This is a genomic window from Paenibacillus polymyxa (genome assembly GCF_018614975.1).
GTDB classification, from domain to species: Bacteria; Bacillota; Bacilli; order Paenibacillales; family Paenibacillaceae; genus Paenibacillus; species Paenibacillus polymyxa_E.
Genome location: NZ_JAGGNR010000005.1, coordinates 1 through 21,900 on the forward strand (window position 1 = coordinate 1; position 21,900 = coordinate 21,900).

Consider the following 21,900-nt stretch of genomic DNA (forward strand, 5'->3'; position numbering starts at 1 on the left):
TGTGCTGCAACTCGCCAACTAAATGGCATACATTGGGTGAGGAACTCACCTGTAAGCTTGGGTAAACTTGGGGCAGTTGCTCTATTGACCAAGAAGCACCCCACCTCTTAGGTGGTGTGTAGTTCACGTTGTTTCATTAGATTCAACCCGTTAACCAGTTATATATTCAGTATTTAGTTGTCAGTAGCGTCATTAGCAAACCATCCTCACCTGTCCGCGTGCGACTGTCTCCAGTATTAGGAACGATATCCCTTCTATTGGAGACGGAGTATACCTAAGCTTGAGCTTTGAATAGATAAATCAAGGTGAGCGGACAGGCGGATGGTGTACATAATCCAAGGAAGACAAAAGAATATCTGGTCTATGAATATCTCATTCTTACGGTTTCAGTTGGTGCAGACTTGGCTATGATTTTACTGAAAGAATCAATTTTCACTTCGAAGGCGTACGTCTCAGGATGACAAAGTCGGCAGAAGATTGATCTGGATAGCGCTGCGGAATAATCTCATGAACTTTGAAATCAGGGTAGTCGAAGAGATATTTGAACAGATTACGGTCCTGGATTGTATCAATCCCCGGGTTGCCGTTTTCTTTCAAACGGGTGTAAAGCACCACCCATGCTGTTGAAGAGTGCAGTATATCATAAAGGGTATTGCGAAAATCGGTTTCATCCGTGATGTGATATAACACATCCAGACAGACCGTCAGATCGGCTTGCAGGAAACCTCGGTTAATCCATAGGCCTGGTGTATACAGCATGAAGCTCTTGGAAGAATCCTTGGCAAATTGGGAAGCACAACGCTTTACTGAAGAAGCCGCTACATCCACGCCCAGGTAGTCCTCATAATTCATGTATTGCAACTGGTTGCCATCCCCACATCCAAACTCAATGACACGATGAATACCTTCACATTGAATCAGTCCGTTCACGACCTCGGCCTTGAATTCAGCCAATACCCCGTATGAACCCCTCCCGGAAGTTTCACCCAAACGATATGTTTCCTCCCAATACCCGATGTAATCAAAAGGCTGACGCATTATGTTTCCTCCAATCCTTTTACAAGAAGTTCAAGACAGTCAATATACATAGGTATGCGCAATATTCGCAGGTATGAATTAGTTGGAACAGGAAGCGAGAATGAATTAATTTCCATAGAATCCCTGAAAATTTCCTGAAAGTCTAAACATCTGGAAAGGACTTGCCGACATTAAAGATAAGGAAAAAAATGAAGATAATCGGGGGGAAATGATGTTAAAGCCAAGATTGACCAAGTACATGGTGATGATGCTGGTGATGATGCTGAGTATTTCCAACGTAGGCTTGGCCGCTGCGGCAGACAAAGAACTGTCCAAAATTGTGGTTTCCAAGAATGAGATGTCGCTCGAAGTTGGTGATTCTGGGTCTGTTACGGTGACAGGGGTATATTCAGATAATACCTCGGCTAATGTAACGATTAGTACAACCTGGAGTAGTGAAGATACTTCGATAGCAACTGTATATAATGGTGCAATCACGGCCAAAAAGGAAGGTAAAGCGACGATTACGGCAGCTTACCAGGGTCAAAGTCAAACTGTTCAAGTGAAAGTGACGAAGAAAGTCAAAGCTCTTTCGAAAAACGTGCAAAGTCTGGATTTGCGCACGGGAGATACAAAAGAAATTATTTTGACAGCAACGTATAGTGACAATGAAACAAATAATGAAGCAGCAAGTACTGCAGAATGGTCTACCAGTGATGAGAAGGTTGCTACCGTAGTGAATGGTAAAGTAACTGGACAAAGCGCGGGTACGGCAGTCATCACAGCCAAAGTTGGCAGCCAGAGCGTGACGGTGGATGTTAACGTTGAAGTGGTTAAACGTGTAGATGTAGATAAACAGCAGGTTAACCTGTTGTTGAACAAAAGTGAAAGTGTGAAAGTGACGGCTACGTATCCAGATGGTACAACCAAAGATGTAACGGATCTGGCGGAGTGGACATCCAGCAATGAGAAGGTTGCAGATGTTCTCAAAGGCGAAATTACAGGATACTCGGCAGGTTCTGCCAAGATCACAGCCAAATACGGTACGAAGTCTGTATCCGTTGACGTGGATGTAGATCTGACCAGCAAGTTGAGTGTGGAGAAACAGAGCATCTTCTTCCGTTTGAGTGAGACAACCAAAACAGCTAATGTCGTTGTAACGGCTTCTTATCCAAACAGCAGCGATGTGAATGTAACGGATCAGGCAACATGGACATCCAGCAACGAGAAGGTTGCAACGGTGTTTAAGGGACAGATCACAGCCATTAGCGCAGGTTCGACAACGATCAAGGCAACCTATAGTGGCAAAACCGTAGAAATTGCTGTGGATGTAGATACGGCAAGATATTTGGATATCAAAGATGTAAATGACAAACTAGCCATGAGTGTTACGGGTGATAACAAGTCCAAGACATTGGTAGCCAATGCAGAGTATATTGATGGAAGCACAGAAATTGTAACTTCCAAAGCAACGTGGACTTCAAGCAATGCAGATGTTGTATATGTATCAAACGGCGATCTGATTGCATACAAATCCGGTACGGCTACGATTACTGTAGCTTATGGCGGTAAAACGGTTAAATTCACAGTGAATGTAGACGTAGCAGACAAGTATGAGATGGACAAGAAAAAAGCAACGGTAGCCGTGGGTGGAACGACTTCGGCCAAAGTGCTGGCGTTGTATGGTGAAACATCCAAAGATGTATCTGAAGATGCAACTTGGAGCAGCAGCAGCGATAAAATCGCTGAGGTAGATAGCAAAGGGGTTATCACAGGTGTTGCCACAGGTAAGGCAACCATCACAGCGAAGATTGAAGGTAAAACACTGACTCTGCCTGTTGAAGTAGGTATGGCTAGTGGACTGGAAGCAGATGTGAACTTCGTTGTTCTGTCTGCCAAAGAAACTCAGACGATCCTTCTAACAGGTACGGATGAAGATGGCAACACGCTGGATGTAACATCCGAAGCAACCTGGAAATCCAGCAACTCACGTGTAGCGGATGTGAAAAAAGGCGTGATCACAGGTAACAGCAGTGGTAAAGCCAACATCACAGCAGAATACGGCTCCAAAAAAGTGACGATCCAAGTTGAAGTGGATGTCATCTCACGTATTGAAGCTTCCGAGCTGGCTCTGTCGCTGAAATCAGGTGATACAGCTGATCTGACGGTAACGGCTATCTTGAGCGACGGTAGCGAGCGTGATGTTACGGACAAAGCTGAATGGAAAACGAATAAGTACACTGTTGCTCAGGTGACTAAAGGTAAAGTAAAGGCAGCAGGTAGCGGTAAAGCCAAAATCACAGCAAAATACGGCAGCAAGTCTGTCACGATTGCTGTAGATGTGGATACACTGAAATATTTGCAGACGGATAAAGTAACGTTGACCATGAAACCTGGTGAAAAGGTAACCGTGGCTGCAACTGCAACGTATGCTGATGGCAGTGAAGCCAATGTATCCAAACCGGCTCTCTGGAAATCTTCCCGTATTGCAACAGCATCGGTGAAAGATGGCATTATTCAGGCGAACGGCAAAGGTAAAGCAACGATTACGGTGACATTTGCAGGTGTAAAAACCAAAGTAACAGTAGTGGTTGAAGCGAAGTAATTGCTTTTCCAAATGTGAGCATAAAACGCGCAAATAAAAACGGTGATGTCAGCTAATAGCTGGTATCACCGTTTTTTTGTCTATAAACTAGGCATGTCTTCAAGCGCTAACGACTCTGAAACGTCTTATTCAGGAATCGTTCCCTGTATGTTTCTATAACTACATCGTGTGAGACAGTACCAGCGCACCATAGGCAAAAGCGATCACGATCAGAATGGCCGGGTGCAGCTTGGTCTTGGTCATAACCCAGAGCGAGATGCCTGCAATGATCAACGTCTGCCAGATGCCGATGGAATCAGTGGATAGCTGCCCGAATTCCCATGTGAGCAGAATCATGAGTACAGCGATAACAGGCTGCACGAGTAGGGTCATACCTTTGACTTTTGGTGAAGTACGATGTTTGTTCAACAGACGAAGTAATATAATTAATGCAGTTGCGGAAGGCACGATTGTGGCAAAACTTGCGATAAATGCCCCAAACCAGCCTGCTACGTGGTACCCGACAAATGCAGCAATTTTGGTTGCAATCGGCCCGGGAAGGGCGTTACCAATCGCCAGTACATCCCCGAATTGCTCTGTGGTCATCCATTGGTAATGGTTCACAATCTCTTCCTGCATAAGCGGAATGGAAGCCGGACCGCCCCCATATCCCAAGATGTTTGCTACGAAAAATCCCCAAAATAATTCCCACCAGGTCTGGAGCATCCTTAGGACACCCCCTTATCGGACTCGCCTTTGGACTTGAAGCGCTGAACCAGATCCAGATGGAAGACACCATATCCAAGGAAAACAGCGATCACAATCCCCGGATGGATATCCAGCAGCTGCAATAGTACAAAGGCAATTACGCCGAATAGGGCGGCAAAAACTTTGCCGAGTCCCTTCCAGGCTTTCATGGCAAATTCATAAGCCATCATGCCCAGCATGACAAAAATGACCGGCCGCACGGCGGCTACCATGCCCGCGACCACTTTCGATTCGCGCAGCGCGTACATGGAACCGAGCAGAGCAATAATAGCAATACTTGTCGGCAAAATATGAGCGAGTACGGACACAATCGCGCCCAGCACACCTTTGGTTTTATAACCGAGATATGCGGCCATCTTGGTCGCGATGGGACCGGGCAGGGCGTTGGCGATGGCCAAAATCTCGCCAAACTCCTCATCACTGACCCATTTGTAACGCGTAACGGCTTCGTAACGGATTAACGGGATCACCGAAGGGCCACCGCCATATCCGAGAATTCCGGTTCGTACCATTCCGATGACGAGACCGTTATAATCTTTCCAACCCATGCTGATTTCCTCCTAGAGTCTCATGCCCATCCGGCTTTTATAACGTTTCAACAATAGCTGTGATTCCACTTTGACGATACCTGGCATCTTATAGAGTTTCTCGAGCAAGAACTGCTCCATCTCTTCCATATCCGCGAAAATACCGTGCATGTGCAGGGTACTTGGGCCTGTCATATGATAAAGGCTGGTGACGGCTGGCTCTTCATCCAGTTTCTCAGCGACTTCATCCAGGAAGGGCGGTTCAACATCGACATTAAAAAAGGCGGAGACCTGAAGCCCAACCTTGCCAGGGTTGATCACAACGGTGAAGCGTTCGATGATTCCTTTTTCGGATAACGCATTAATGCGTGCCTGAACAGCTACACGCGACAACCCGATCTGTGTCCCCAGATCCGTATAGGATATCCGGCTGTTCTGGTGAAGCGCAGCGATAATTTTGCGATCCATCTCGTCCAGATTGTACATTTGTGGAATTTCTCCTCCTTTGGAGGAGCGTTTCTCTGACATGTTGACCATCCTTTTCTTTCGCTATATGAAATGAACAATGAAAATTTACTTAACATACAATGTGTATGTGGCATTCATAGTTTAATGACGAATCGTAACTGGAGTCAATCTATTTATCGTAATTATTGAATTTAACCGATTTTGAGCCTTCATTTTGTCATTTCGACCAATCGAAAATAAAAAGACCACTCGCACAGTCCAATAGCGAGCAGCCGTTAAATAATAGATAAGCTGGAGTGAAGCGCAAAGTGTGATACGAAGCATGTCGGTTATCCCTGTGCTGTCTTGGGCAGTAAAAGGGTAACGGTGGTCCCTTCGCCAGGCTCGGAAGAAACTCTCAACGTTCCTCCTGCACTACGGGCACGCTCTTCCATGCTGAACAATCCAACACCATTGCCAGCAGTTGCTTCGCTGAATCCGGCACCCTGGTCTTCAATAATAACCATCGTTATGTCCTCAGCGTCTTCTATAGTAACACGTGCCTCGGCAACATCGGCATACTTCGCGACATTCGTTAAGGCTTCCTGAATAATCCGGTAGATGGCTATCTCGCGGTTCGTCTCCAGTCGTTTGCGCAAATTACATTCCAGATCAACTTTGATCCCGTAGTGACGGGTGTAATTCTCGATATACGTACGAATCGCCGGAACAACACCCAGATCATCCAGAACGGACGGTCTCAGCTCCCATGCCATACCACGTACATCTTCCATAATCCCGGCGACCTGTTTCCGCAGTGCTTCGACGCCCGGTTGAGGCTGGTCTGCCAGCAGTCGGTCCATCTGAATCACCAGAGAGAAGAGACTCTGTCCAATCCCGTCATGCAGTTCACGCGAGATCCGGCGTCGCTCCTCTTCCTGAATATTCATCACTTGAGACATCATCTTCTGCAATTCGGCTTCGACGGATTTTAGCTTGGTGACCTCGCTGCGTACAGCCAGGTATTGATAGGGCTGCCCGTCGTTATCAAGGAAAGGAACGATGGTGGTGTTGACCCAATAATGACTGCCATCTTTGGCACGATTGCGAATTTCCCCGTTCCATACCTTACCTGAGGATATCGTCTCCCACAGGTTTTTCATAAAGCTTTTGCCATGGTATCCGGAATTAATGATTCGGTGATCCTTACCGATTAGTTCCTCGCGCTCATACTGTGAGATCTCACAGAATTTATCATTCACATACTGGATTTTACCCTTGCGGTCTGTCAGGGCTACAATAGAGGATTCATCCAAGGCAAATTTCAGATCACTCAGTTGATGCAGGGACCCCTTCAACCTGCTGCAAAATTCATTATCCGTAATGTGATTATCTAGTTCTTGAAGTAGCAGGCGTACAGGTTGGTCGGCAAATCCGCTAAGTCTGTTCTCGCGTGCACTACTCAAAGTTCAGCAACCCCTTTTTCATGGCGAACTTCACCAGTTCCGGTCTTGTACGCAGGCCAAGCTTCTCCATCAGATTGCTTTTGTGGGATTCGACCGTTTTGACACTGATGATCAGATGTTCGGCGATTTCCTTGTTGGCGTATCCTTTGGCAATCCAGGACAAAATCTCTTTCTCCCGCTCGGATAACGTGTCATACGGTCCGGCGTTTTCCTGTTTGGCTTTGTCCAGGTATTCACTCATCAGCCGCTTGGTCGCACTGGGGTATAGATAGGCGCTACCCTCTGCTACGGAACGAATCGCGGCAAGCAATTCTTCATGCGGCGCACTTTTCAGTATATATCCGGATGCTCCCGCGTGGATGGCGCGGAACAGATATTCTTCATCGTCATGCATGGTTAGTATCAAAATGGAGACATCTGGCATCAATTTCTTCAATTCAGCGGTAGCGGTCAGACCGTCTTTGCCTGGTGGCATGCTGAAATCCATCAAGACCACATCTGGTTTCAACTCTTGAGCCTTGGCAATGGCTTCATCGCCATCTGCGGCATCTCCAACGATATGTATATCATTCTTTCCTTCAAGTAAGGCGATCAGCCCGGAACGCACGACAACATGGTCGTCTACAACTAATAGTTGAATCACATCATTTCCCCCTGTCCGCTTCCTTAGTTCTATCTATATCATAACAAAAAAAGAAGCGATTCAGAGCTTTAATCTCCGAATAACTTCCCTTACTCTCAGCGTGTGGGATAGAAACATTGAACCTTAATGTTCTGTTTGGCCGAAACGTTCCTGAATCATATTGGAAATTTCCAGGACCTGTGCCTCCACGGTAAGAGTATCGTAAGGCCAGAAACGTTCCCCATCCAGCTTAAACACTCGATTGTTCTTCACAACATCCAGGGATGACCAGACGGGTGATGTTTCATCCAGCGAACCTTCATTGGATCAATCGAGGAAAATATAATCACCTGCGTAATCCGCCAGTTTTTCCTCAGATATAGGTACAGTATCTTTATCCTGTTCAATCAGCTCTTTCTACACATAGTCTGGTGCTTTCAGCCCGAGCTGCTGATAGATGCCTTGTCCACCGCGGTTAACACCATCTCCGTTGATGTACCATTCCTTACCGAACAGACTAAAGTTGGAGAAGGTAGTACCTTCCTTGACCAGCCCTTGAATGGAGTTCTTGGCAGGGCCGTCGATTCGTCCAATGTCAACTATGCCCTTAACCAGATTAAGCACACATAAGGGCCCTTTTAAATCGAATATATTACATTTATTTCAAGAGATAACTTTGTATTCAGGAAGTCATCATATTTTAGTGTGTTTAAAATAGAAGGTTTGATGACCACGATTTAAATTTTCGCATCGCAGTTTACATGATTAGTTTTCTACTGCAGGTTATTCTCCTTTTGCTTTTCTTTCAGGCTGAGGTTTCTGGTATATTACTTAGCCACAAATCATAGAGAGTGTGAGTGTAGATCATGATAATTAAGGAAATATGTAAAAATATATAATTAAATAACTTTTATTGTATATAAATAGAATATATTGTAATATGAATCTAGCTTATCTTAGGATTATTCTGAGAAAGCAGATAATATTTTGAGTGTTGTCTACACATCCGGGGCTATGTCCTGTGCTCTTATACTTTGTTAGAGTAAAGCAGACAGTATAGAGATTACATAAGGTAACAAGCTTTATGCAAACATTTGATATAGGAGCAACTCACTTGAAAGGTGGGATAGCTACTTATTTGTGCTGTTTCGCTACTGGTAAGGGCAGTAAACAATAATCAATAACTTAATTGGGAGGTTTTCAATTGAAAAAGTTTAATTTGAAAGTTCTTGCCTTGGGAACGGTAATGTTGTTCTCGCTCAGTTCATCTATCCATGCATGGAGTTATTCAAATTATAACAACGGTAGTTATGTTCCAAAGTCAGGTCAAGGTTTTCTTAGTTTAGTCTCGAGTGGTGGAAATACAAGATTAAATACTTCCATTTACTTCACTTTGGATTCAACTAATGTTACGAATATTCTCGATTATAATAATGGTGGTGATAATCCGGGGAATACATGTGATAATGCGAACGCTTATTTAACAATTGATCAGACAGCTATACCAGACTCATGGGATTTAGAAATCGATGGGGATGAAGTTCGAACGAATCTCCCCAATCCTAAAATAGATATTGAAGATAATAACTTTTTTGGTGAAGATGATGAAACGGAAGTAACTGTACTGGGTACCGTCGAGTCAGGAAAAACCTATTACATGGAGTCTTTATGGAATGACTATAGAGATGGTGGTAGCGGTGACAGTGGTAAGGTGAACGCTCAGTTTGCCATAAGTAAAAAAGGAGCTAGCGACTATAACAATTGTGTGCAATCAAGTGTAGTTCAACATGTGCATACCTATGGTGACAATTTGGGAGGATTTTCATTACCTGGGGAACCAACCTTGCTTGAAGAGTTTCCATCAGAACAATCATTGGCTACTGATTTACAATCATATGAATCTGGATATCCAGATTTAATTAGTGAGCACAAGGCTGTTGAGTCAGGTCAAATAAGTATATCATCGTACAGGGAAGTAAAAAGAGTGTTGCTAGATTCTATTGTGAATCCACAATCTCTTTTGAAAGATGCTGGAGATTCCGAAAAAATTGCAGTGACTATAACATTTGAGAAACCTATTACATTATCAGAACTTGAAGGTTTCACAAAAAAGCATAATGTAGAAGTTGAACAAGTTCAGGCTCGAGCTATTGATCAAAACAATGATCGTATTACAATGGCAACAGATTCAATTAAGGTTATCACATTGGATGACAGCAATGTAACCTTTTCGGGATATACTGATTTAAAAGGCTATGTCTCTAAAGATCAAATTTCTAACCTGACTGAGGATACAACAGCTTACATCATAGATCCTAGTGGAGACAAAAGTATTACTGGGCAAGAGGAGGATATTTTTGCGCAGCCATTGACTTGGTTAATTGAAGATACCGCGAAAAAATAAGAACTAATTAGAGGTAAGGAAAAGTTGGCATATAAATTGCCAACTTTTTTTGTCAATATACCTTGTGTTACAAGGTATATTGTGATACATTTTTTTGTGTAAGGAAGGTGTTCTAATGGAAATTAGAAAAGAGTGGTTAAAGGGTTATATTGATTTCATTCTACTTAGCTTGCTTTCTCACAATAACTTATATGGGTACGAAATGAGTAAAGCAATTAAGAAAACTAGCCAGAATTTATTCGAGTTAAAGGAAGGGACGCTATATCCAGCTTTAAAAAGAATGGAGCAGAAAGGATGGATTGAAGGGTATTGGAGTGAATCGGAGGGAGCTGCACGGCGAAAGTACTATAAAATTACAATTACGGGCCAAGTCGAATTTAATCACAGCCAGAAAGAATGGATTGTTCTCAAAGCGATATTGGAAATGTTTTTGGAGGCGAACCAACATGAAAAAAATTGAGACGTTTCTGGATAACTTATACCGGGATAGTGGGTTGAGTAAACAAGAATTGCATGAAATGAGAGAAGAAATGCGAACCCATCTTGTGGATTATATCCAAGACGGAAGAGCGAAAGGTTTAAGTGAAGAACAAGCAACAATAGACGCATTCGAACAATTTGGTGGAAATCAGGATATATTTTATGATGATCCAGAAATAAAATCGAAACGACGCAAATGGAATGTATATTGGAAAATTTCACTTTTTTGTTTTGGTTTTGTTATATTGTTGCTACTTACTATTTGGGGAGGCCAACAGTTTTATGCAAATGAACGAGCTTCCTTTTACAATGCGTTATGGGCTGAACTATATCGTTCTGAAACTCCAGATGTGGCAAAAATAAAATCCATTACCGAAAATGAAATTGAACGCGGATACATTAAGGATACTGTAATTACAGAGAAAGGAGGTTCAAAATCAAATCAAATTTTTAAAACAATAGACCATGAAGGATTTCCTCAATATGATAATTGGTTGATTCATACAAAAGTGGAGTTAAAGTATACTGCACATCCGAATACAACTAATGTTTACGAAATCCAATTTTCGCATAATGTCGTTAGATATTCCATGGTAGTGATTATAAGTTTGCTTATGAGTTCCTTCTCGATCTTCTTTTTTATAATGGGATGGATGAGATATAGGGAAAAAAGGTGATTAGTAATTAAAATCTGGAATATGAATTGTTTCATTGGCAGGCCACGAAGGGATAATGAGAAACGATAGCACCAGAAAGAAATGATATCAACGGCAGCCGGATATTCTGGCTGCTGTTTTTAAATAAAGGATGGCTCCAGAGAGCATGGGGGATACAAAAATAGGGTTTGGTCTTTATAAAAAACACCGCTGAACATGATGATAGTTCACCGTTGCTGTGCAAGTAACCATGAAGGCGATTCGATGGAAATGGCACTGTTGTGCTGTGTTGCTTCCGATGGAAGAATAGGTCTTGCCCAACTAAGAATAAACCATAATAAAAAAGTCTTGTTACCCCCATGAGGACAAGACTTTTGGCTTCGTTTCAGATGTCGTTATCCAAACACCTTCGGCTGAAGATGCAGAGCGACTTGCTCCGTCTGCCGGACCATGTCCGGTGAGAAGGTGCAAGGCAGTCTGCTGCCAACGAGCAGCACAGCACCAGGCACGCTTCCTTCCTGGAACACAGGTACCGCTATGGCACATACCAGCCGCTCAGCGAGCATTAACGGGCAACGACCGGGTGTATGCTCCCCGGTGGATTGTGCATCAGACCTTGCTGTGCGTCCAGTCCGAAGGGCAGTGCCCACCAGATCTTGTCCGGGGCGCATTTCCATGCGTTTCACCCGTTCATTACTAGCCCCAGAGGTATACTTCCAGCGTAGCATCGTCCCGTTCAGACAGGCAAGTCCACAGAAGTCGCTGGATGTGTTCAGGCGCAGGCCGTCGATCATCTCCTGAATGCCAGATGGCAGTTCATCATGCATGAGAGGACACTTCCTTTTTCGAAATTATAACGTACGTAACGTGTAATCAATATCATTAACCTTTCAGGATCATCTTAAAGTAAGGGTATTACAATGTTGATTCTATTGTAGACCCTTTCTCGTACATTGTAATTCAGGGAAAACCCCTATTTCCGTTCTGAAATTTACTGAACATGGGCAGTGGAGGACTCCTGAATCAGGTACACCAAGGGATTGAAGAAATGCGAAGGATGAGGCATATCGGTGAAATGTGACTTTTCTCACAGCAAACTCAGGGAGTTTTCCGTTAAGGATCAGGTAATCCCCCGATAACCCTCGCGCTACTTTCGAGGTATGATGGATACATAAGGAATCACCGAGGGGGACGAAGGTTATGGGTACAGTATTTGTAGAAAGAACAACCCAAAGAGCAGAGCAGAAACAAACGGAGGCGGGCAAAATGACACGAGAAACAGGCGGAATCCTTTCGTTTGTTACATCTGAGCAATGGGGCCTGATTGAAGCAAAAATGCAACCCAAACGGGTGAAGTCGGGATATAGTCTCTTTCTCGAAGGCGATGAAGCCGGATATCTGTACTACATTCGTTCGGGACGAGTGAAAATGACCAAGTCGACGGAGGATGGCAAGGAAATTATTTTATCCATTCAGCAAAGCGGCGATCTCATCGGTGAATTCGGCGGCATCGGCGGATTGAATCATAGCTACAGTGCAGAGATGGCGGAAAAAGGGGAACTGGCCATTATCTCGCTTAGCGATCTGGAAAGTATACTCAGCAAACATGGCGACCTTGCCTTGAAATTCTTGCAATGGATGGCACTGTCGCAGCGAATTACCCAGTCGAGATTCCGTGATTTGCTGCTGTATGGCAAGGCGGGTGCGCTCGCTTCGACACTGATCCGTGCCAGCAATTCGTATGGCAGGGTTACACCGGATGGCATCGTGCTAGACATGAAGCTGAACCATACCGATCTTGCCGAGATGATTGGAGCTACCCGGGAGAGTGTAACGCGGATGCTGGGGGCATGGAAGGAACAAGGTACGCTGGATATGATGGACGGCAAACTGATGATTCGTGACCTGGCAGCCCTGCGCTGTATGTGTGGATGTCCTACATTCCCGAGCTGTCCGGTAGAGCTGTGCCGATTGTAAATTAGCTGGTTCAGAGGCTTCACCTCCATTGGCGATTGGGGTCGTTACGGAGAAAAAGAACGAAATAAAAGCTGGCGGCCCATATATGGGAGTCAGCTTTTTGTGTTTCTTTGAAATTGTTCATGTGCATATTCACTGGAGAGAATCGAATAGATCACAGAGTCATGAAAGGAACCTTTGTAGAACCAGTGCTCGCGTAATAGCCCTTCTCGCTGCATGCCGATCTTCTGCATAACGTTCTCTGAAGCCTTGTTGTTCGGGCGGCATTTCGCATAAATTCGGTGTAAACCAAGTGTATTGAAGCCAAAGCCAAGCATGGCTCGGGCTGCTTCGGCGGCATAACCTTTCCCTTGATAGGCGGGATTAAGGACGTAACCGATCTCTGCATTGGTTTTCTCCATCACGTGAATACCTACTCCGCCGAGGAGAGTTCCATCACTTTTCAAACATATCGCCAGTTCATAGCCTTCTCGTGGTTTTGTCTGCTGCATGTCCAACACAAACTGCACGTATGCTCGCGTATCTTCTTCGGTATTCGGCCCCCACGCTGTATGCTGTGTAACTTCCGGCATGGAAGTATAGGCATGAATCCTCTCCCAATCTGTCTCCCGAATCTCCCGGATGATCAGTCTGTCAGTCTCCAGTTGCATAGCTATTCCCCTCCTATATCAATTGAACTAAAGAATATTACACTTGCCACTCCGATGACAGAATAACTTTCCGATCGCTGTTACCCCCAGATTTTTTTTGATTCCCTTTTTCAAAGGGGAAAATCCGGGGATAAAGGCGAGGTGTATGCTTCCGAAGCAGCTTTCTTTCAGAAAGCTTTTAGCTCCGCTCCTTCAGGTTATTTCTGTCCTCTCCGTTTCTCATGTAATTGTTTAGTTCAATTATATAGTAAAACAAAAATAGCCCATAACAGATTCAACGAATGAATCGGTCATGAGCCATAATGTAGATTTATGCTGTATGTGGCATGCTATTGTGGTTGTTTACATTGAACTGCGGGATAAGTATAAGCCAGCTTACGGATAATTTCCTTTTGCCATCTCGTATCACCCAGATTGGTTGCCAGGTTCAGAAGATCCAAGTAATCGTCAAGCTGCAGGTCAGCCTTTTGCAGAGTTGTATTCATTCGATGTTCGTTCCCCTTTATCTATAAAATCGTAAAATCATATGCAGTAGAAAGTTACAAAGAGACAAGTTCAAGAATGATAATCATTATCACATTTATATATTCATTATGCAATGAACGCTGGCAAAATGCAATCCCAAGTACGCATCGAATTTAACTTTTTTCTGAAAATAAGCTCATCCACAGCACATAGGGAATGTACACACCGAGATATGCAGACGGATACAAGAACCAGCCATTCAGCAGGAAATGGTGAATCTCGGTGGTGAATGTCGTCATATGAGCATTCGTCGCATACACATCACCAGCGATGACGGTTGCCGCACTGTAGAAACAGAGTAGCGCAACAATATGGAATACTCGGGTAACCATTCGGGAACGAAGAGCAACATAAGCCATAATCAGCGGAACAATCAACAAGAGTATCAAAAATACCAACTTCATCATCGTTTTACTCCTTCGGTAAATGGAATCCTAATGATAATCAGTATGGGCCAATAGACTCAACTTCTAAACTTTTTCATAAACTTTACAAAAAGAAAGAGGAATTCAGCATATGAACAATTAAATTAAAGGAGGATAACCCATTATCAGGTAATTTGGAGGAGGAGAAAGGGAATATGAAAAAGGCGTTATGGCAGCACTGGATCGGGGCATTCCTGGTCTTTATCATGATGGCAACCGCACTGCTGGGGCCGGGTTCGCAAAGTCCGGTACAAGCTGCAGCACCACTTACGGTATCTCAGGCCATCGCTGCCCAGAGCGGTGGAGGTACAGCGACGGTTGAAGGAATCATTGTTGGACATGCTACCGGGTCACTTACCGCGAAGTTTACATCTCCGTATGCCAATGATTTTAATGTTCTGATTGCCGATTCAGCGTCAGAGCGGACCAACGCCAGATTATTGGATGTACAGATTACCTCATCTTTCCGTTCGCAATATGGATTGGCTTCCAATCCGAATCTTGTAGGCAAAAAGATCATCATAACCGGAACCCTCGGTGCTTACAACAGCTATGCAGGAGTCAAAAACCCAACGTCCATCACACTTTCCTCCGGAACAACCAATCCTGATCCAGAACCGAACCCGGGCACAACACTGCCGGACGGTACCGGTAAGAAAGTATTGTTCGATAATACCCACGCGCAGACCGCAGGTGCTGCCGACTGGATTGTTGACGGGGCATTTTCGGATTTTGCCAATGGTTTGCGAAACGCAGGCTTTGCCGTGGATCAGCTGGAACGCAGCATCCCGTATACATTTGGTGAGCAAGCCATCACCTATAATAAATTGAAAGACTACCACGTCTTTGTCATTGGCGAAGCCAACGTGCCGTTCAAAGCGACTGAACAGGCTGCGCTGGTGCAATACGTGCAGAACGGAGGAAGTGTTTTCTTCATCTCCGATCACTATAATGCAGACCGTAACAAAAACCGCTGGGATTCTTCCGAAGTATTCAACGGTTATCGCCGCGGTGCCTTCCTGAATCCGGCCAAAGGCATGTCTTCGGCTGAAGCCGAATCACCAGCGATGCAGAGTGTGACGAGTTCAGACTGGCTCGCGACGAACTTTGGTGTCCGTTTTCGCTACAATGCCCTTGGAGATGTTAATGCATCGGATATCGTTGCACCTGCACAATCCTTCGGCATTACGGCTGGTGTTAATTCAGTAGCCATGCATGCGGGATCGACCATTGCGATTATAGACCCGAACAAGGCCAAAGGTTTGGTGTATGTACCAAGTGGTGTGTCCAAGTGGGGCAATGCCGTGGATCAGGGCGTATATAACGGTGGTGGACGAGCTGAAGGAGCCTATGCTGCCATTGCAAAGGTTGGTGCGGGCAAAGCCGCGTTTATCGGTGATTCTTCACCTGTGGAAGACGCGACTCCGAAATATTTGCGTGAAGAGACCGGTGCTACCAAGAAGACCTATGATGGATTCAAAGAAGTGGATGATGCCACGTTCCTTGTGAATACTGTGAAATGGCTCGCGGTCAAAGAGAGCTACACCAGTCTGGCACAAGTGCCAGGACTGACATTGGATACGGCAACAAGCCTGCTTCCGATCGAAGCTCCGGCTGCATCAACCGAGCCGCAACTTGAGCCATGGGCTGCACCGGCAGCAGGGTACAAATGGTATGATCCGACTACGTTTAAGGCAGGTTCATACGGAAAAGCGCAATAAGTGAAATAGACAGGACATCAAATAATGCGAGTAGGGTCTGACCGTGGAGTTTTGCGGACAGGCTCTTTTTTGCTTGTTATATCAGTTACAATGAAGCTCAGGATTAGCTCCTACAGCCCTGCCATTGCATAAATATGTGCTTCAGAGGGGAAGTTATGGGTACTAATGATGCGGCGTGAAGCCCAACCCAACCAAGGAGGCGGCGAATGATGAATCGGCAAGCAGACTGTGACAGTTCTTCGATGAGACAGAAGCTCAAAGCGGATCTGCATCGTGTGGCAGAACGTATGAATCTGACGTTATCCCGATTTGACAATGACAGTGCCTGTCTGCTGGGGCAATTTGCAGAGATTCGAGCGGAGATCAAGCAGATCGAGGTGCTCGCCTCTTCGTTTTATCTGGATTGTTATCTGTCACCCTTTACCGAGAAGTTTGCCGAATTAACATCGAGCGTACAGCATCTATCTGACCGGAGATATGGGGCGTTGATTGTGATTGAACGGGAGATTCCGTTGGAGTCGATCATCCACTCAGGCGTGGCTGTGGATGCCAGAGTCACCCATGCGTTGCTGGAATCGCTGTTTATTCCCGGTGCACCTCTGCATGATGGGGCTGTGTTGATTCGTGGCAATCAGATTGTATCCGCTGGTAATGTGCTGCCGTTGTCGCAAGCGGAAGTGCATGAACGAAAAATAGGCACTCGTCATCGGGCAGCACTGGGACTCAGTGAATTGACGGATGCGGTTGTGTTGGTTGTCTCCGAGGAGACAGGACAGGCTTCATTTGCTGTGGATGGCGATCTGCATCCAATTAATGTGGTCGAAACGCTTCCTTAATGTGAGCGATTAAGTGGCCTACTTGGGGCGAATAGGTTGATGCAGTTGAGGGAATTGTACCTTTCTCCTGTAAGGGAGAGAGGTTTTTCTATTGATCGACGATAAAATTGTAATCTGAAATTCGACAGCTGTGCTCCTGCCATATGAGAGACATCATTAGATGCTTCTCTAACATTGCGATGTGATTTTGCACAAATTGGGTATTCATGGGTACAATAGAGGATGGTCAATGAGATAGAGAACAATGCGATTGGATCGCAAAAATGGTTGGAGGAGACGGTTAGCACATGAGTTGGTTTGAAGTAATGGAGCATCACGATTATGAGGAACTGGTTCTGTGCCAGGATCGAAATTCAGGGTTAAAAGCAATTGTCGCCATACATGACACAACACTCGGCCCTGCGCTGGGAGGCACGCGGATGTGGACTTACGCTTCAGAAGAAGCAGCCATTGAAGATGCCCTGCGCCTTGCCCGTGGTATGACATATAAAAATGCGGTATCCGGACTGAATCTGGGCGGTGGCAAAACCGTTATCATCGGAGATCCAAGGCGTGACAAAAACGAAGCGATGTTTCGGGCGTTTGGACGATATATTCAAGGGTTGAACGGACGTTATATCACAGCCGAAGATGTGGGAACAACGGAAGAGGACATGAACCTGATCTATCAGGAAACCGATTATGTGACAGGCATCTCGGCGAGCTATGGTTCATCCGGTAACCCATCACCTGCAACGGCTTGGGGTGTATATCGGGGGATCAAGGCAGCAGCCAAAGAAGCATTGGGTACCGATCTGCTGGAGGGTAAAACGATAGCGGTCCAAGGTGTCGGCAATGTGGCGATGCATCTGTGCAAATATCTGTATGAGGAAGGTGCACATCTGATCGTTACGGATATCCATAAGGACTCGGTGAAACAGGCTGTGGATCGCTTCGGCGCGACAGCAGTTGATCCCGCAGACATCACGAGTGTGGAGTGTGATATCTATGCACCATGTGCACTGGGCGGCACGATTAATGACGATACGCTCAAAACGCTCAAGGCGAAGGTTGTAGCGGGCTGTGCCAATAATCAGCTGCTGGAGAACCGTCATGGGGATCAGCTGTATGATATGGGCATCGTATATGCGCCTGACTATGTTATCAATGCAGGTGGCGTAATTAACATTGCGGATGAGCTGAACGGTTATAACGCGGATCGGGCGTGGAGCAAGATCGGAGAGATCTATTCCACTCTGGAGAAAATATTCGAAAGCTCACGTACCGAGGGCATCGCTACCTATGTTGCCGCAGATCGTCTGGCTGAGCGACGAATTGAACAGATGAAGAATACGCGCAGTACATTTTTGCAGAATGGTCATCATGCATTGAGTTCCCGGAGATTGCGCAAGTAAACGTAATAGAATCATAACCAAATTGAAAACGGTCTGTTAGGTAACGGCAACATCCATTCCAAAGATGGATAGTCGATCTGACAGGCCATTTTTTTATATTGTGATAAGTATTAAAAAGAATAACAGTGGCAATATCTCCCTAATTGATCAATTTCACTATGGTTTTTCCGATAATGTATGTACATCGTTCAGATGCAGATGGTTCAAGGATAAGCTCAAAAATATGTCGCTTAAAATCAAGCTGCCTTTCATGATCAGTGTATTGGTTGTGTTGGTTCTGCTTGGTGCAACGACCACAAGTTATATGATTTCATCTGATGTTGTGGTCAGGAAAAGCAAAGATGAAATGAATGTGATGGCTGACCGCCTTGGGGAAGGGCTTTGGACAGCGATGCAGCTTCAGCAACAATTGAGTCATGCGATATCCGTACATAACACGTTCAAAGAACTCTTGAAGTTGCGTGATACCAACGAAATGACAGATGAAACCTTTTGTACAGACAGTCAGATGGTTATCGTGACCCTGATCGGAGTTGCTCTGGCTATTATGGTGGAGCAGAGCAGAGTTCCCGCCAGTCCAAGGAAATCTCCAGCAATATCGAGCAGAATCTGGCCGAATCGGCTGCACGATTCAAGGTGGAGTAAGGGTTAATTGAATAGGTATTGAGGGAAGGAAGGCAAAAGGCACTCTGTATGAATGCCTTTTGCTTTGTTTTTTTATGGTCTCGATCAATGTGCTCTAGTCCATTTAGTAATCAAGAAGATCAGCGGTTGAAAGAGGGGTACTAAGCTCTCTATATCAAAACGTAATGCACTTCTGATTCAGCAGTTTCATGAATTGATCCAGCGCACTGCTGACATACCGATCCTCACCGCGGACAAAGGTTGTCGTGGTATGAGTATAACGATCTGCGAGATCAAATACGGAGAAATCATCCGGTTTCTTGTGAATAACGTTGCACGGCATAATGGTAAATGCGATTCCTGACTCCACACAGCTGAGCAGGTTTTCCATCGTACTCACTTCGATGATATTACGTGCGGACAACCCTTCTTCCTGCAAAAATTCTTCGGTCATTTCACGATACGGACAGCCCTCGGGGAAAACAACCCACGATACTTGGCACAGGCTTTCGGGTGGTGTATCCATGCGCTTGGAGATGATATGAACCGTGTCCTGCATCTCATATTCCACCTTCAGACCCTCCTTCACACAAGCACCGCTGATAAAAGCACCATCAATCTCATAGTCCTGTATTTTCTTGCGCAGTACTTTGGGTGAAGTGGCGTTAACGAGTGAGATGGACACCTTCGGGTAGGTTATTTGATATTCATTCAGAATCTCCATAAAGCGGCTGGATGCCGCTGTTTCTACAATGCCGATTTTCAGCGTGCCAGAAGGCTCCCCGGGATCGGTCATGTCCTGCTTCAGATCGTGCAAAAGGTTGTGAATGCGCGTGGCGTACTGGACGAACTGTTCTCCTTTGGAGGTCAGTACAACACCTTTGGGAAAACGGTTGAACAGCTGGATCTGATATTCCTGCTCCAGTTTTTTGATGCGCGTAGTGACATTGGATTGCGCGTAATTCAGTTCTTTGGCGGCCTGTGAGATTTTGCCTGAACGCGCCACCGCGAGAACAATATCGATATCGGAAAGTTCCATGCTGTATCCTCCTGAACGTGGATTAACTTACATTGCTTCCGCAGATGTTGATGTGAGGTATCTCTCTGAGAGATACAAGTATATATTTCAATCATTTTACGATATATCAGAGCCGCCGTACAATATCCCTAATGACAAAGAGAGTAGGGATATGACATGGATAACATGAATACACATTCAACACTATTAAGCCCGGTAACGATTCATCAGTGGCAATTAAGGAACCGAATTGTGATGGCACCGTTGACCCGGGGATTTGCTGATGATCAGGAGGGGACCGTGACGGATGAGATGGTCGCATATTATGAGCAGCGTGCGCGAGATGGCGTGGGACTGATCATTACCGAGGGCATTAACCCCAATCTGGCAGGCAAAGGCACCTACGGCATCCCCGGCTTATATACAGATGAACAGACGACTTCATGGAAAAGGGTAACGGATGCTGTTCATAGACATGGAGGCACTATTATTGCTCAACTGTGGCATGTCGGCAGGTTGTCCCACTCCGATCTGATCGGAACCGCTCCACTTGCACCTTCCAGCCTTGCGGCAACGGGAAGAGTGCATAAGCTGCATAAACCGTATCAGGTTCCTAAAGCGATGAGTGCACAGGATATAGCGGATACGATTCAGCATTTTCAGAATGCTGCCCGCAATGCAGTTCTCGCGGGGTTTGACGGGATCGAGCTGCATGCTGCGCATGGGTATCTGATCGACCAGTTTATCAATGAGAAGACTAACCACAGAACAGATGAATATGGAGGCGACACTGCGGGCAGATTGCGGTTCCTGCGGGATCTTATTGTGGCTGTGAAAAAAGAGATCCCTGTGGATCGCATATCGGTACGATTCTCTGAGAAAAAGGATGATGATGCATCCTATGCATGGGTAGACAAAGCTGGAATGATCGATGCATATCTGAACTTGTTCCGCGAGACGGGAATTACGATCTTGCATCCCTCAACAGATCATTATGCGAAAGCATGGGAAGGGGAGCAGTCTTTTCACGAGCGGATTCGTAGTCAGTGGGATGGAATCATCATTGGTGTGGGTGATCTGGATGTTCAGACCGCGGAGCACGCGATTGGTAAGGGAAGCATAGATCTGGCTGCGTTCGGCAGACCGTTTATCGCCAATCCAGATCTGGTGCGTAAGTTACAAGCGGGTGAGCCATTGGTCGAGTATGATGCAGCTACGCATCTGCCTGTGTTGGTGTAAAAGAGAAAATCTAGTAAGAGAAGAAATCAAAAAACGGAAAAAACACTACTGACATACTGTTGGCAAGAGCGGCCTTGTATGATCAAGATATACAAATACTAAGGAGGACATTACATTATGTCAGCAATTGGACCGGATTTCATTTCACTTCAGGTTAGCAATCTTGAAAGCTCAGCCGAATTTTATCAGTACTATCTTGGACTGGTACGCTCACAGGCGGGACCTCCTCATGCTGTAGTATTTGAAACCAAGCCTATTGCATTTGCTCTACGTGACCTATTGCCAGGAACAGAACTCGGTTCAGGTGCTCAGCCAGGACTTGGTATCGCTCTGTGGCTTCATGCCCCGGATACGCAAGAAATCCACGACAAGCTTGTTGCGGCAGACGTAAAAATTACATCTGCACCAATAGATGGCCCATTCGGGAGAACCTTTACATTTGCCGACCCAGACGGGTACCAAGTTACCCTTCACAGTAAAGCCTAATACGCCAATATCCATCTTAATAATAGTGATACCT

The 21,900-nt window shown here is 45.3% G+C and carries 23 protein-coding genes; 11 read left to right on the plus strand and 12 right to left on the minus strand.

The window, feature by feature from the left end:
• Positions 1-432: 432 nt before the first annotated feature.
• Positions 433-1,038 (minus strand): methyltransferase domain-containing protein, encoded by a 606-nt coding sequence (locus J7E78_RS01500; protein WP_215074613.1) that lies wholly within the window; start codon positions 1,036-1,038, stop codon positions 433-435.
• A gap of 208 nt (positions 1,039-1,246) precedes the next feature.
• Here J7E78_RS01500 and J7E78_RS01505 point away from each other — a divergent pair, with 208 nt between their 5' ends.
• Positions 1,247-3,622 carry an Ig-like domain-containing protein gene (locus tag J7E78_RS01505; protein ID WP_251034750.1) on the plus strand — a complete coding sequence of 792 codons (2,376 nt, stop codon included), beginning with the start codon at positions 1,247-1,249 and terminating at the stop codon, positions 3,620-3,622.
• A 159-nt stretch (positions 3,623-3,781) separates the two neighbouring features.
• Here the strand turns inward: J7E78_RS01505 and J7E78_RS01510 are convergent, their stop codons facing one another.
• From J7E78_RS01510 to J7E78_RS01535, 6 genes are all read right to left on the minus strand, one after another.
• Positions 3,782-4,327: a chromate transporter gene (locus J7E78_RS01510; RefSeq protein WP_017691072.1), complete on the minus strand. Its 546-nt coding sequence runs from the start codon at positions 4,325-4,327 to the stop codon at positions 3,782-3,784.
• A gap of 2 nt (positions 4,328-4,329) precedes the next feature.
• Complete coding sequence (locus J7E78_RS01515) at positions 4,330-4,917, minus strand: chromate transporter (protein WP_017691071.1); 588 nt, start codon at positions 4,915-4,917, stop codon at positions 4,330-4,332.
• A gap of 12 nt (positions 4,918-4,929) precedes the next feature.
• Positions 4,930-5,424, minus strand: a complete 495-nt coding sequence (locus tag J7E78_RS01520; protein WP_105406131.1) for an Lrp/AsnC family transcriptional regulator — start codon at positions 5,422-5,424, stop codon at positions 4,930-4,932.
• 269 nt (positions 5,425-5,693) lie between these two features.
• Positions 5,694-6,809, minus strand: a complete 1,116-nt coding sequence (locus tag J7E78_RS01525; RefSeq protein ID WP_215074614.1) for a PAS domain-containing sensor histidine kinase — start codon at positions 6,807-6,809, stop codon at positions 5,694-5,696.
• Complete coding sequence (locus J7E78_RS01530; RefSeq protein WP_017691068.1) at positions 6,802-7,452, minus strand: response regulator; 651 nt, start codon at positions 7,450-7,452, stop codon at positions 6,802-6,804. The genes J7E78_RS01525 and J7E78_RS01530 overlap by 8 nt, the downstream gene beginning before the upstream one ends.
• 396 nt (positions 7,453-7,848) lie before the next feature.
• On the minus strand, positions 7,849-8,055 hold the full coding sequence (locus tag J7E78_RS01535; protein ID WP_215074615.1) for a hypothetical protein: 207 nt from the start codon (positions 8,053-8,055) through the stop codon (positions 7,849-7,851).
• A 580-nt stretch (positions 8,056-8,635) separates the two neighbouring features.
• Between J7E78_RS01535 and J7E78_RS01540 the strand changes: the two genes are divergently transcribed.
• From J7E78_RS01540 to J7E78_RS01550, 3 genes are all read left to right on the plus strand, one after another.
• On the plus strand, positions 8,636-9,835 hold the full coding sequence (locus J7E78_RS01540) for a hypothetical protein (RefSeq protein ID WP_215074616.1): 1,200 nt from the start codon (positions 8,636-8,638) through the stop codon (positions 9,833-9,835).
• A gap of 115 nt (positions 9,836-9,950) precedes the next feature.
• Positions 9,951-10,295, plus strand: coding sequence for a PadR family transcriptional regulator (locus tag J7E78_RS01545; protein ID WP_215074617.1), 345 nt, complete (start codon positions 9,951-9,953; stop codon positions 10,293-10,295).
• Positions 10,282-10,992, plus strand: coding sequence for a permease prefix domain 1-containing protein (locus tag J7E78_RS01550; RefSeq protein WP_215074618.1), 711 nt, complete (start codon positions 10,282-10,284; stop codon positions 10,990-10,992). Before J7E78_RS01545 ends, J7E78_RS01550 begins: the two co-directional genes overlap by 14 nt.
• A gap of 374 nt (positions 10,993-11,366) precedes the next feature.
• Here the strand turns inward: J7E78_RS01550 and J7E78_RS01555 are convergent, their stop codons facing one another.
• Positions 11,367-11,798: a GAF domain-containing protein gene (locus tag J7E78_RS01555; protein WP_215074619.1), complete on the minus strand. Its 432-nt coding sequence runs from the start codon at positions 11,796-11,798 to the stop codon at positions 11,367-11,369.
• Between the two features lie 373 nt (positions 11,799-12,171).
• Between J7E78_RS01555 and J7E78_RS01560 the strand changes: the two genes are divergently transcribed.
• Complete coding sequence (locus tag J7E78_RS01560; protein ID WP_235193905.1) at positions 12,172-12,948, plus strand: Crp/Fnr family transcriptional regulator; 777 nt, start codon at positions 12,172-12,174, stop codon at positions 12,946-12,948.
• A 92-nt stretch (positions 12,949-13,040) separates the two neighbouring features.
• Here J7E78_RS01560 and J7E78_RS01565 read toward each other — a convergent pair whose 3' ends face one another.
• From J7E78_RS01565 to J7E78_RS01575, 3 genes are all read right to left on the minus strand, one after another.
• Positions 13,041-13,598 carry a GNAT family N-acetyltransferase gene (locus J7E78_RS01565; protein WP_215074620.1) on the minus strand — a complete coding sequence of 186 codons (558 nt, stop codon included), beginning with the start codon at positions 13,596-13,598 and terminating at the stop codon, positions 13,041-13,043.
• A gap of 329 nt (positions 13,599-13,927) precedes the next feature.
• Positions 13,928-14,083 (minus strand): hypothetical protein, encoded by a 156-nt coding sequence (locus J7E78_RS01570; protein WP_017691064.1) that lies wholly within the window; start codon positions 14,081-14,083, stop codon positions 13,928-13,930.
• Between the two features lie 153 nt (positions 14,084-14,236).
• Complete coding sequence (locus J7E78_RS01575; RefSeq protein WP_215074621.1) at positions 14,237-14,530, minus strand: hypothetical protein; 294 nt, start codon at positions 14,528-14,530, stop codon at positions 14,237-14,239.
• Between the two features lie 224 nt (positions 14,531-14,754).
• Here J7E78_RS01575 and J7E78_RS01580 point away from each other — a divergent pair, with 224 nt between their 5' ends.
• The 4 genes from J7E78_RS01580 to J7E78_RS01595 all read left to right on the plus strand — a co-directional run bounded on the left by J7E78_RS01580 (position 14,755) and on the right by J7E78_RS01595 (position 19,151).
• Positions 14,755-16,269, plus strand: a complete 1,515-nt coding sequence (locus J7E78_RS01580) for a DUF6359 domain-containing protein (protein WP_251034761.1) — start codon at positions 14,755-14,757, stop codon at positions 16,267-16,269.
• A 206-nt stretch (positions 16,270-16,475) separates the two neighbouring features.
• The gene (gene cdaS / locus J7E78_RS01585; protein WP_215074623.1) at positions 16,476-17,105 is read left to right on the plus strand and encodes a sporulation-specific diadenylate cyclase CdaS; all 630 of its coding nucleotides are present in this window, start codon (positions 16,476-16,478) and stop codon (positions 17,103-17,105) included.
• A gap of 287 nt (positions 17,106-17,392) precedes the next feature.
• Positions 17,393-18,499, plus strand: coding sequence for a Leu/Phe/Val dehydrogenase (locus tag J7E78_RS01590; protein WP_215074624.1), 1,107 nt, complete (start codon positions 17,393-17,395; stop codon positions 18,497-18,499).
• 223 nt (positions 18,500-18,722) lie between these two features.
• Complete coding sequence (locus J7E78_RS01595) at positions 18,723-19,151, plus strand: hypothetical protein (protein WP_215074625.1); 429 nt, start codon at positions 18,723-18,725, stop codon at positions 19,149-19,151.
• A gap of 147 nt (positions 19,152-19,298) precedes the next feature.
• Here the strand turns inward: J7E78_RS01595 and J7E78_RS01600 are convergent, their stop codons facing one another.
• Positions 19,299-20,162, minus strand: a complete 864-nt coding sequence (locus tag J7E78_RS01600; protein WP_215074626.1) for a LysR family transcriptional regulator — start codon at positions 20,160-20,162, stop codon at positions 19,299-19,301.
• 156 nt (positions 20,163-20,318) lie between these two features.
• Here J7E78_RS01600 and J7E78_RS01605 point away from each other — a divergent pair, with 156 nt between their 5' ends.
• Positions 20,319-21,380 (plus strand): alkene reductase, encoded by a 1,062-nt coding sequence (locus J7E78_RS01605; protein WP_215074627.1) that lies wholly within the window; start codon positions 20,319-20,321, stop codon positions 21,378-21,380.
• 117 nt (positions 21,381-21,497) lie between these two features.
• Positions 21,498-21,866 carry a VOC family protein gene (locus J7E78_RS01610; RefSeq protein ID WP_215074628.1) on the plus strand — a complete coding sequence of 123 codons (369 nt, stop codon included), beginning with the start codon at positions 21,498-21,500 and terminating at the stop codon, positions 21,864-21,866.
• The last annotated feature ends 34 nt before the right edge of the window (positions 21,867-21,900 follow it).

What these genes read in the sequence shown, in the direction of transcription:
- J7E78_RS01500 (WP_215074613.1), bottom strand. Translation starts at nt 1,038, where the DNA reads ATGCGTCAGCCTTTTGATTACATCGGGTATTGGGAGGAAACATATCGT.
- J7E78_RS01595 (WP_215074625.1), top strand. Translation starts at nt 18,723, where the DNA reads ATGTCGCTTAAAATCAAGCTGCCTTTCATGATCAGTGTATTGGTTGTG.
- J7E78_RS01510 (WP_017691072.1), bottom strand. Translation starts at nt 4,327, where the DNA reads ATGCTCCAGACCTGGTGGGAATTATTTTGGGGATTTTTCGTAGCAAAC.
- J7E78_RS01515 (WP_017691071.1), bottom strand. Translation starts at nt 4,917, where the DNA reads ATGGGTTGGAAAGATTATAACGGTCTCGTCATCGGAATGGTACGAACC.
- J7E78_RS01550 (WP_215074618.1), top strand. Translation starts at nt 10,282, where the DNA reads ATGAAAAAAATTGAGACGTTTCTGGATAACTTATACCGGGATAGTGGG.
- J7E78_RS01565 (WP_215074620.1), bottom strand. Translation starts at nt 13,598, where the DNA reads ATGCAACTGGAGACTGACAGACTGATCATCCGGGAGATTCGGGAGACA.
- J7E78_RS01555 (WP_215074619.1), bottom strand. Translation starts at nt 11,798, where the DNA reads ATGCATGATGAACTGCCATCTGGCATTCAGGAGATGATCGACGGCCTG.
- J7E78_RS01600 (WP_215074626.1), bottom strand. Translation starts at nt 20,162, where the DNA reads ATGGAACTTTCCGATATCGATATTGTTCTCGCGGTGGCGCGTTCAGGC.
- J7E78_RS01570 (WP_017691064.1), bottom strand. Translation starts at nt 14,083, where the DNA reads ATGAATACAACTCTGCAAAAGGCTGACCTGCAGCTTGACGATTACTTG.
- J7E78_RS01580 (WP_251034761.1), top strand. Translation starts at nt 14,755, where the DNA reads ATGATGGCAACCGCACTGCTGGGGCCGGGTTCGCAAAGTCCGGTACAA.
- J7E78_RS01505 (WP_251034750.1), top strand. Translation starts at nt 1,247, where the DNA reads ATGATGTTAAAGCCAAGATTGACCAAGTACATGGTGATGATGCTGGTG.
- J7E78_RS01575 (WP_215074621.1), bottom strand. Translation starts at nt 14,530, where the DNA reads ATGATGAAGTTGGTATTTTTGATACTCTTGTTGATTGTTCCGCTGATT.
- J7E78_RS01560 (WP_235193905.1), top strand. Translation starts at nt 12,172, where the DNA reads ATGGGTACAGTATTTGTAGAAAGAACAACCCAAAGAGCAGAGCAGAAA.
- J7E78_RS01605 (WP_215074627.1), top strand. Translation starts at nt 20,319, where the DNA reads ATGGATAACATGAATACACATTCAACACTATTAAGCCCGGTAACGATT.
- cdaS (WP_215074623.1), top strand. Translation starts at nt 16,476, where the DNA reads ATGATGAATCGGCAAGCAGACTGTGACAGTTCTTCGATGAGACAGAAG.
- J7E78_RS01520 (WP_105406131.1), bottom strand. Translation starts at nt 5,424, where the DNA reads ATGTCAGAGAAACGCTCCTCCAAAGGAGGAGAAATTCCACAAATGTAC.
- J7E78_RS01590 (WP_215074624.1), top strand. Translation starts at nt 17,393, where the DNA reads ATGAGTTGGTTTGAAGTAATGGAGCATCACGATTATGAGGAACTGGTT.
- J7E78_RS01545 (WP_215074617.1), top strand. Translation starts at nt 9,951, where the DNA reads ATGGAAATTAGAAAAGAGTGGTTAAAGGGTTATATTGATTTCATTCTA.
- J7E78_RS01610 (WP_215074628.1), top strand. Translation starts at nt 21,498, where the DNA reads ATGTCAGCAATTGGACCGGATTTCATTTCACTTCAGGTTAGCAATCTT.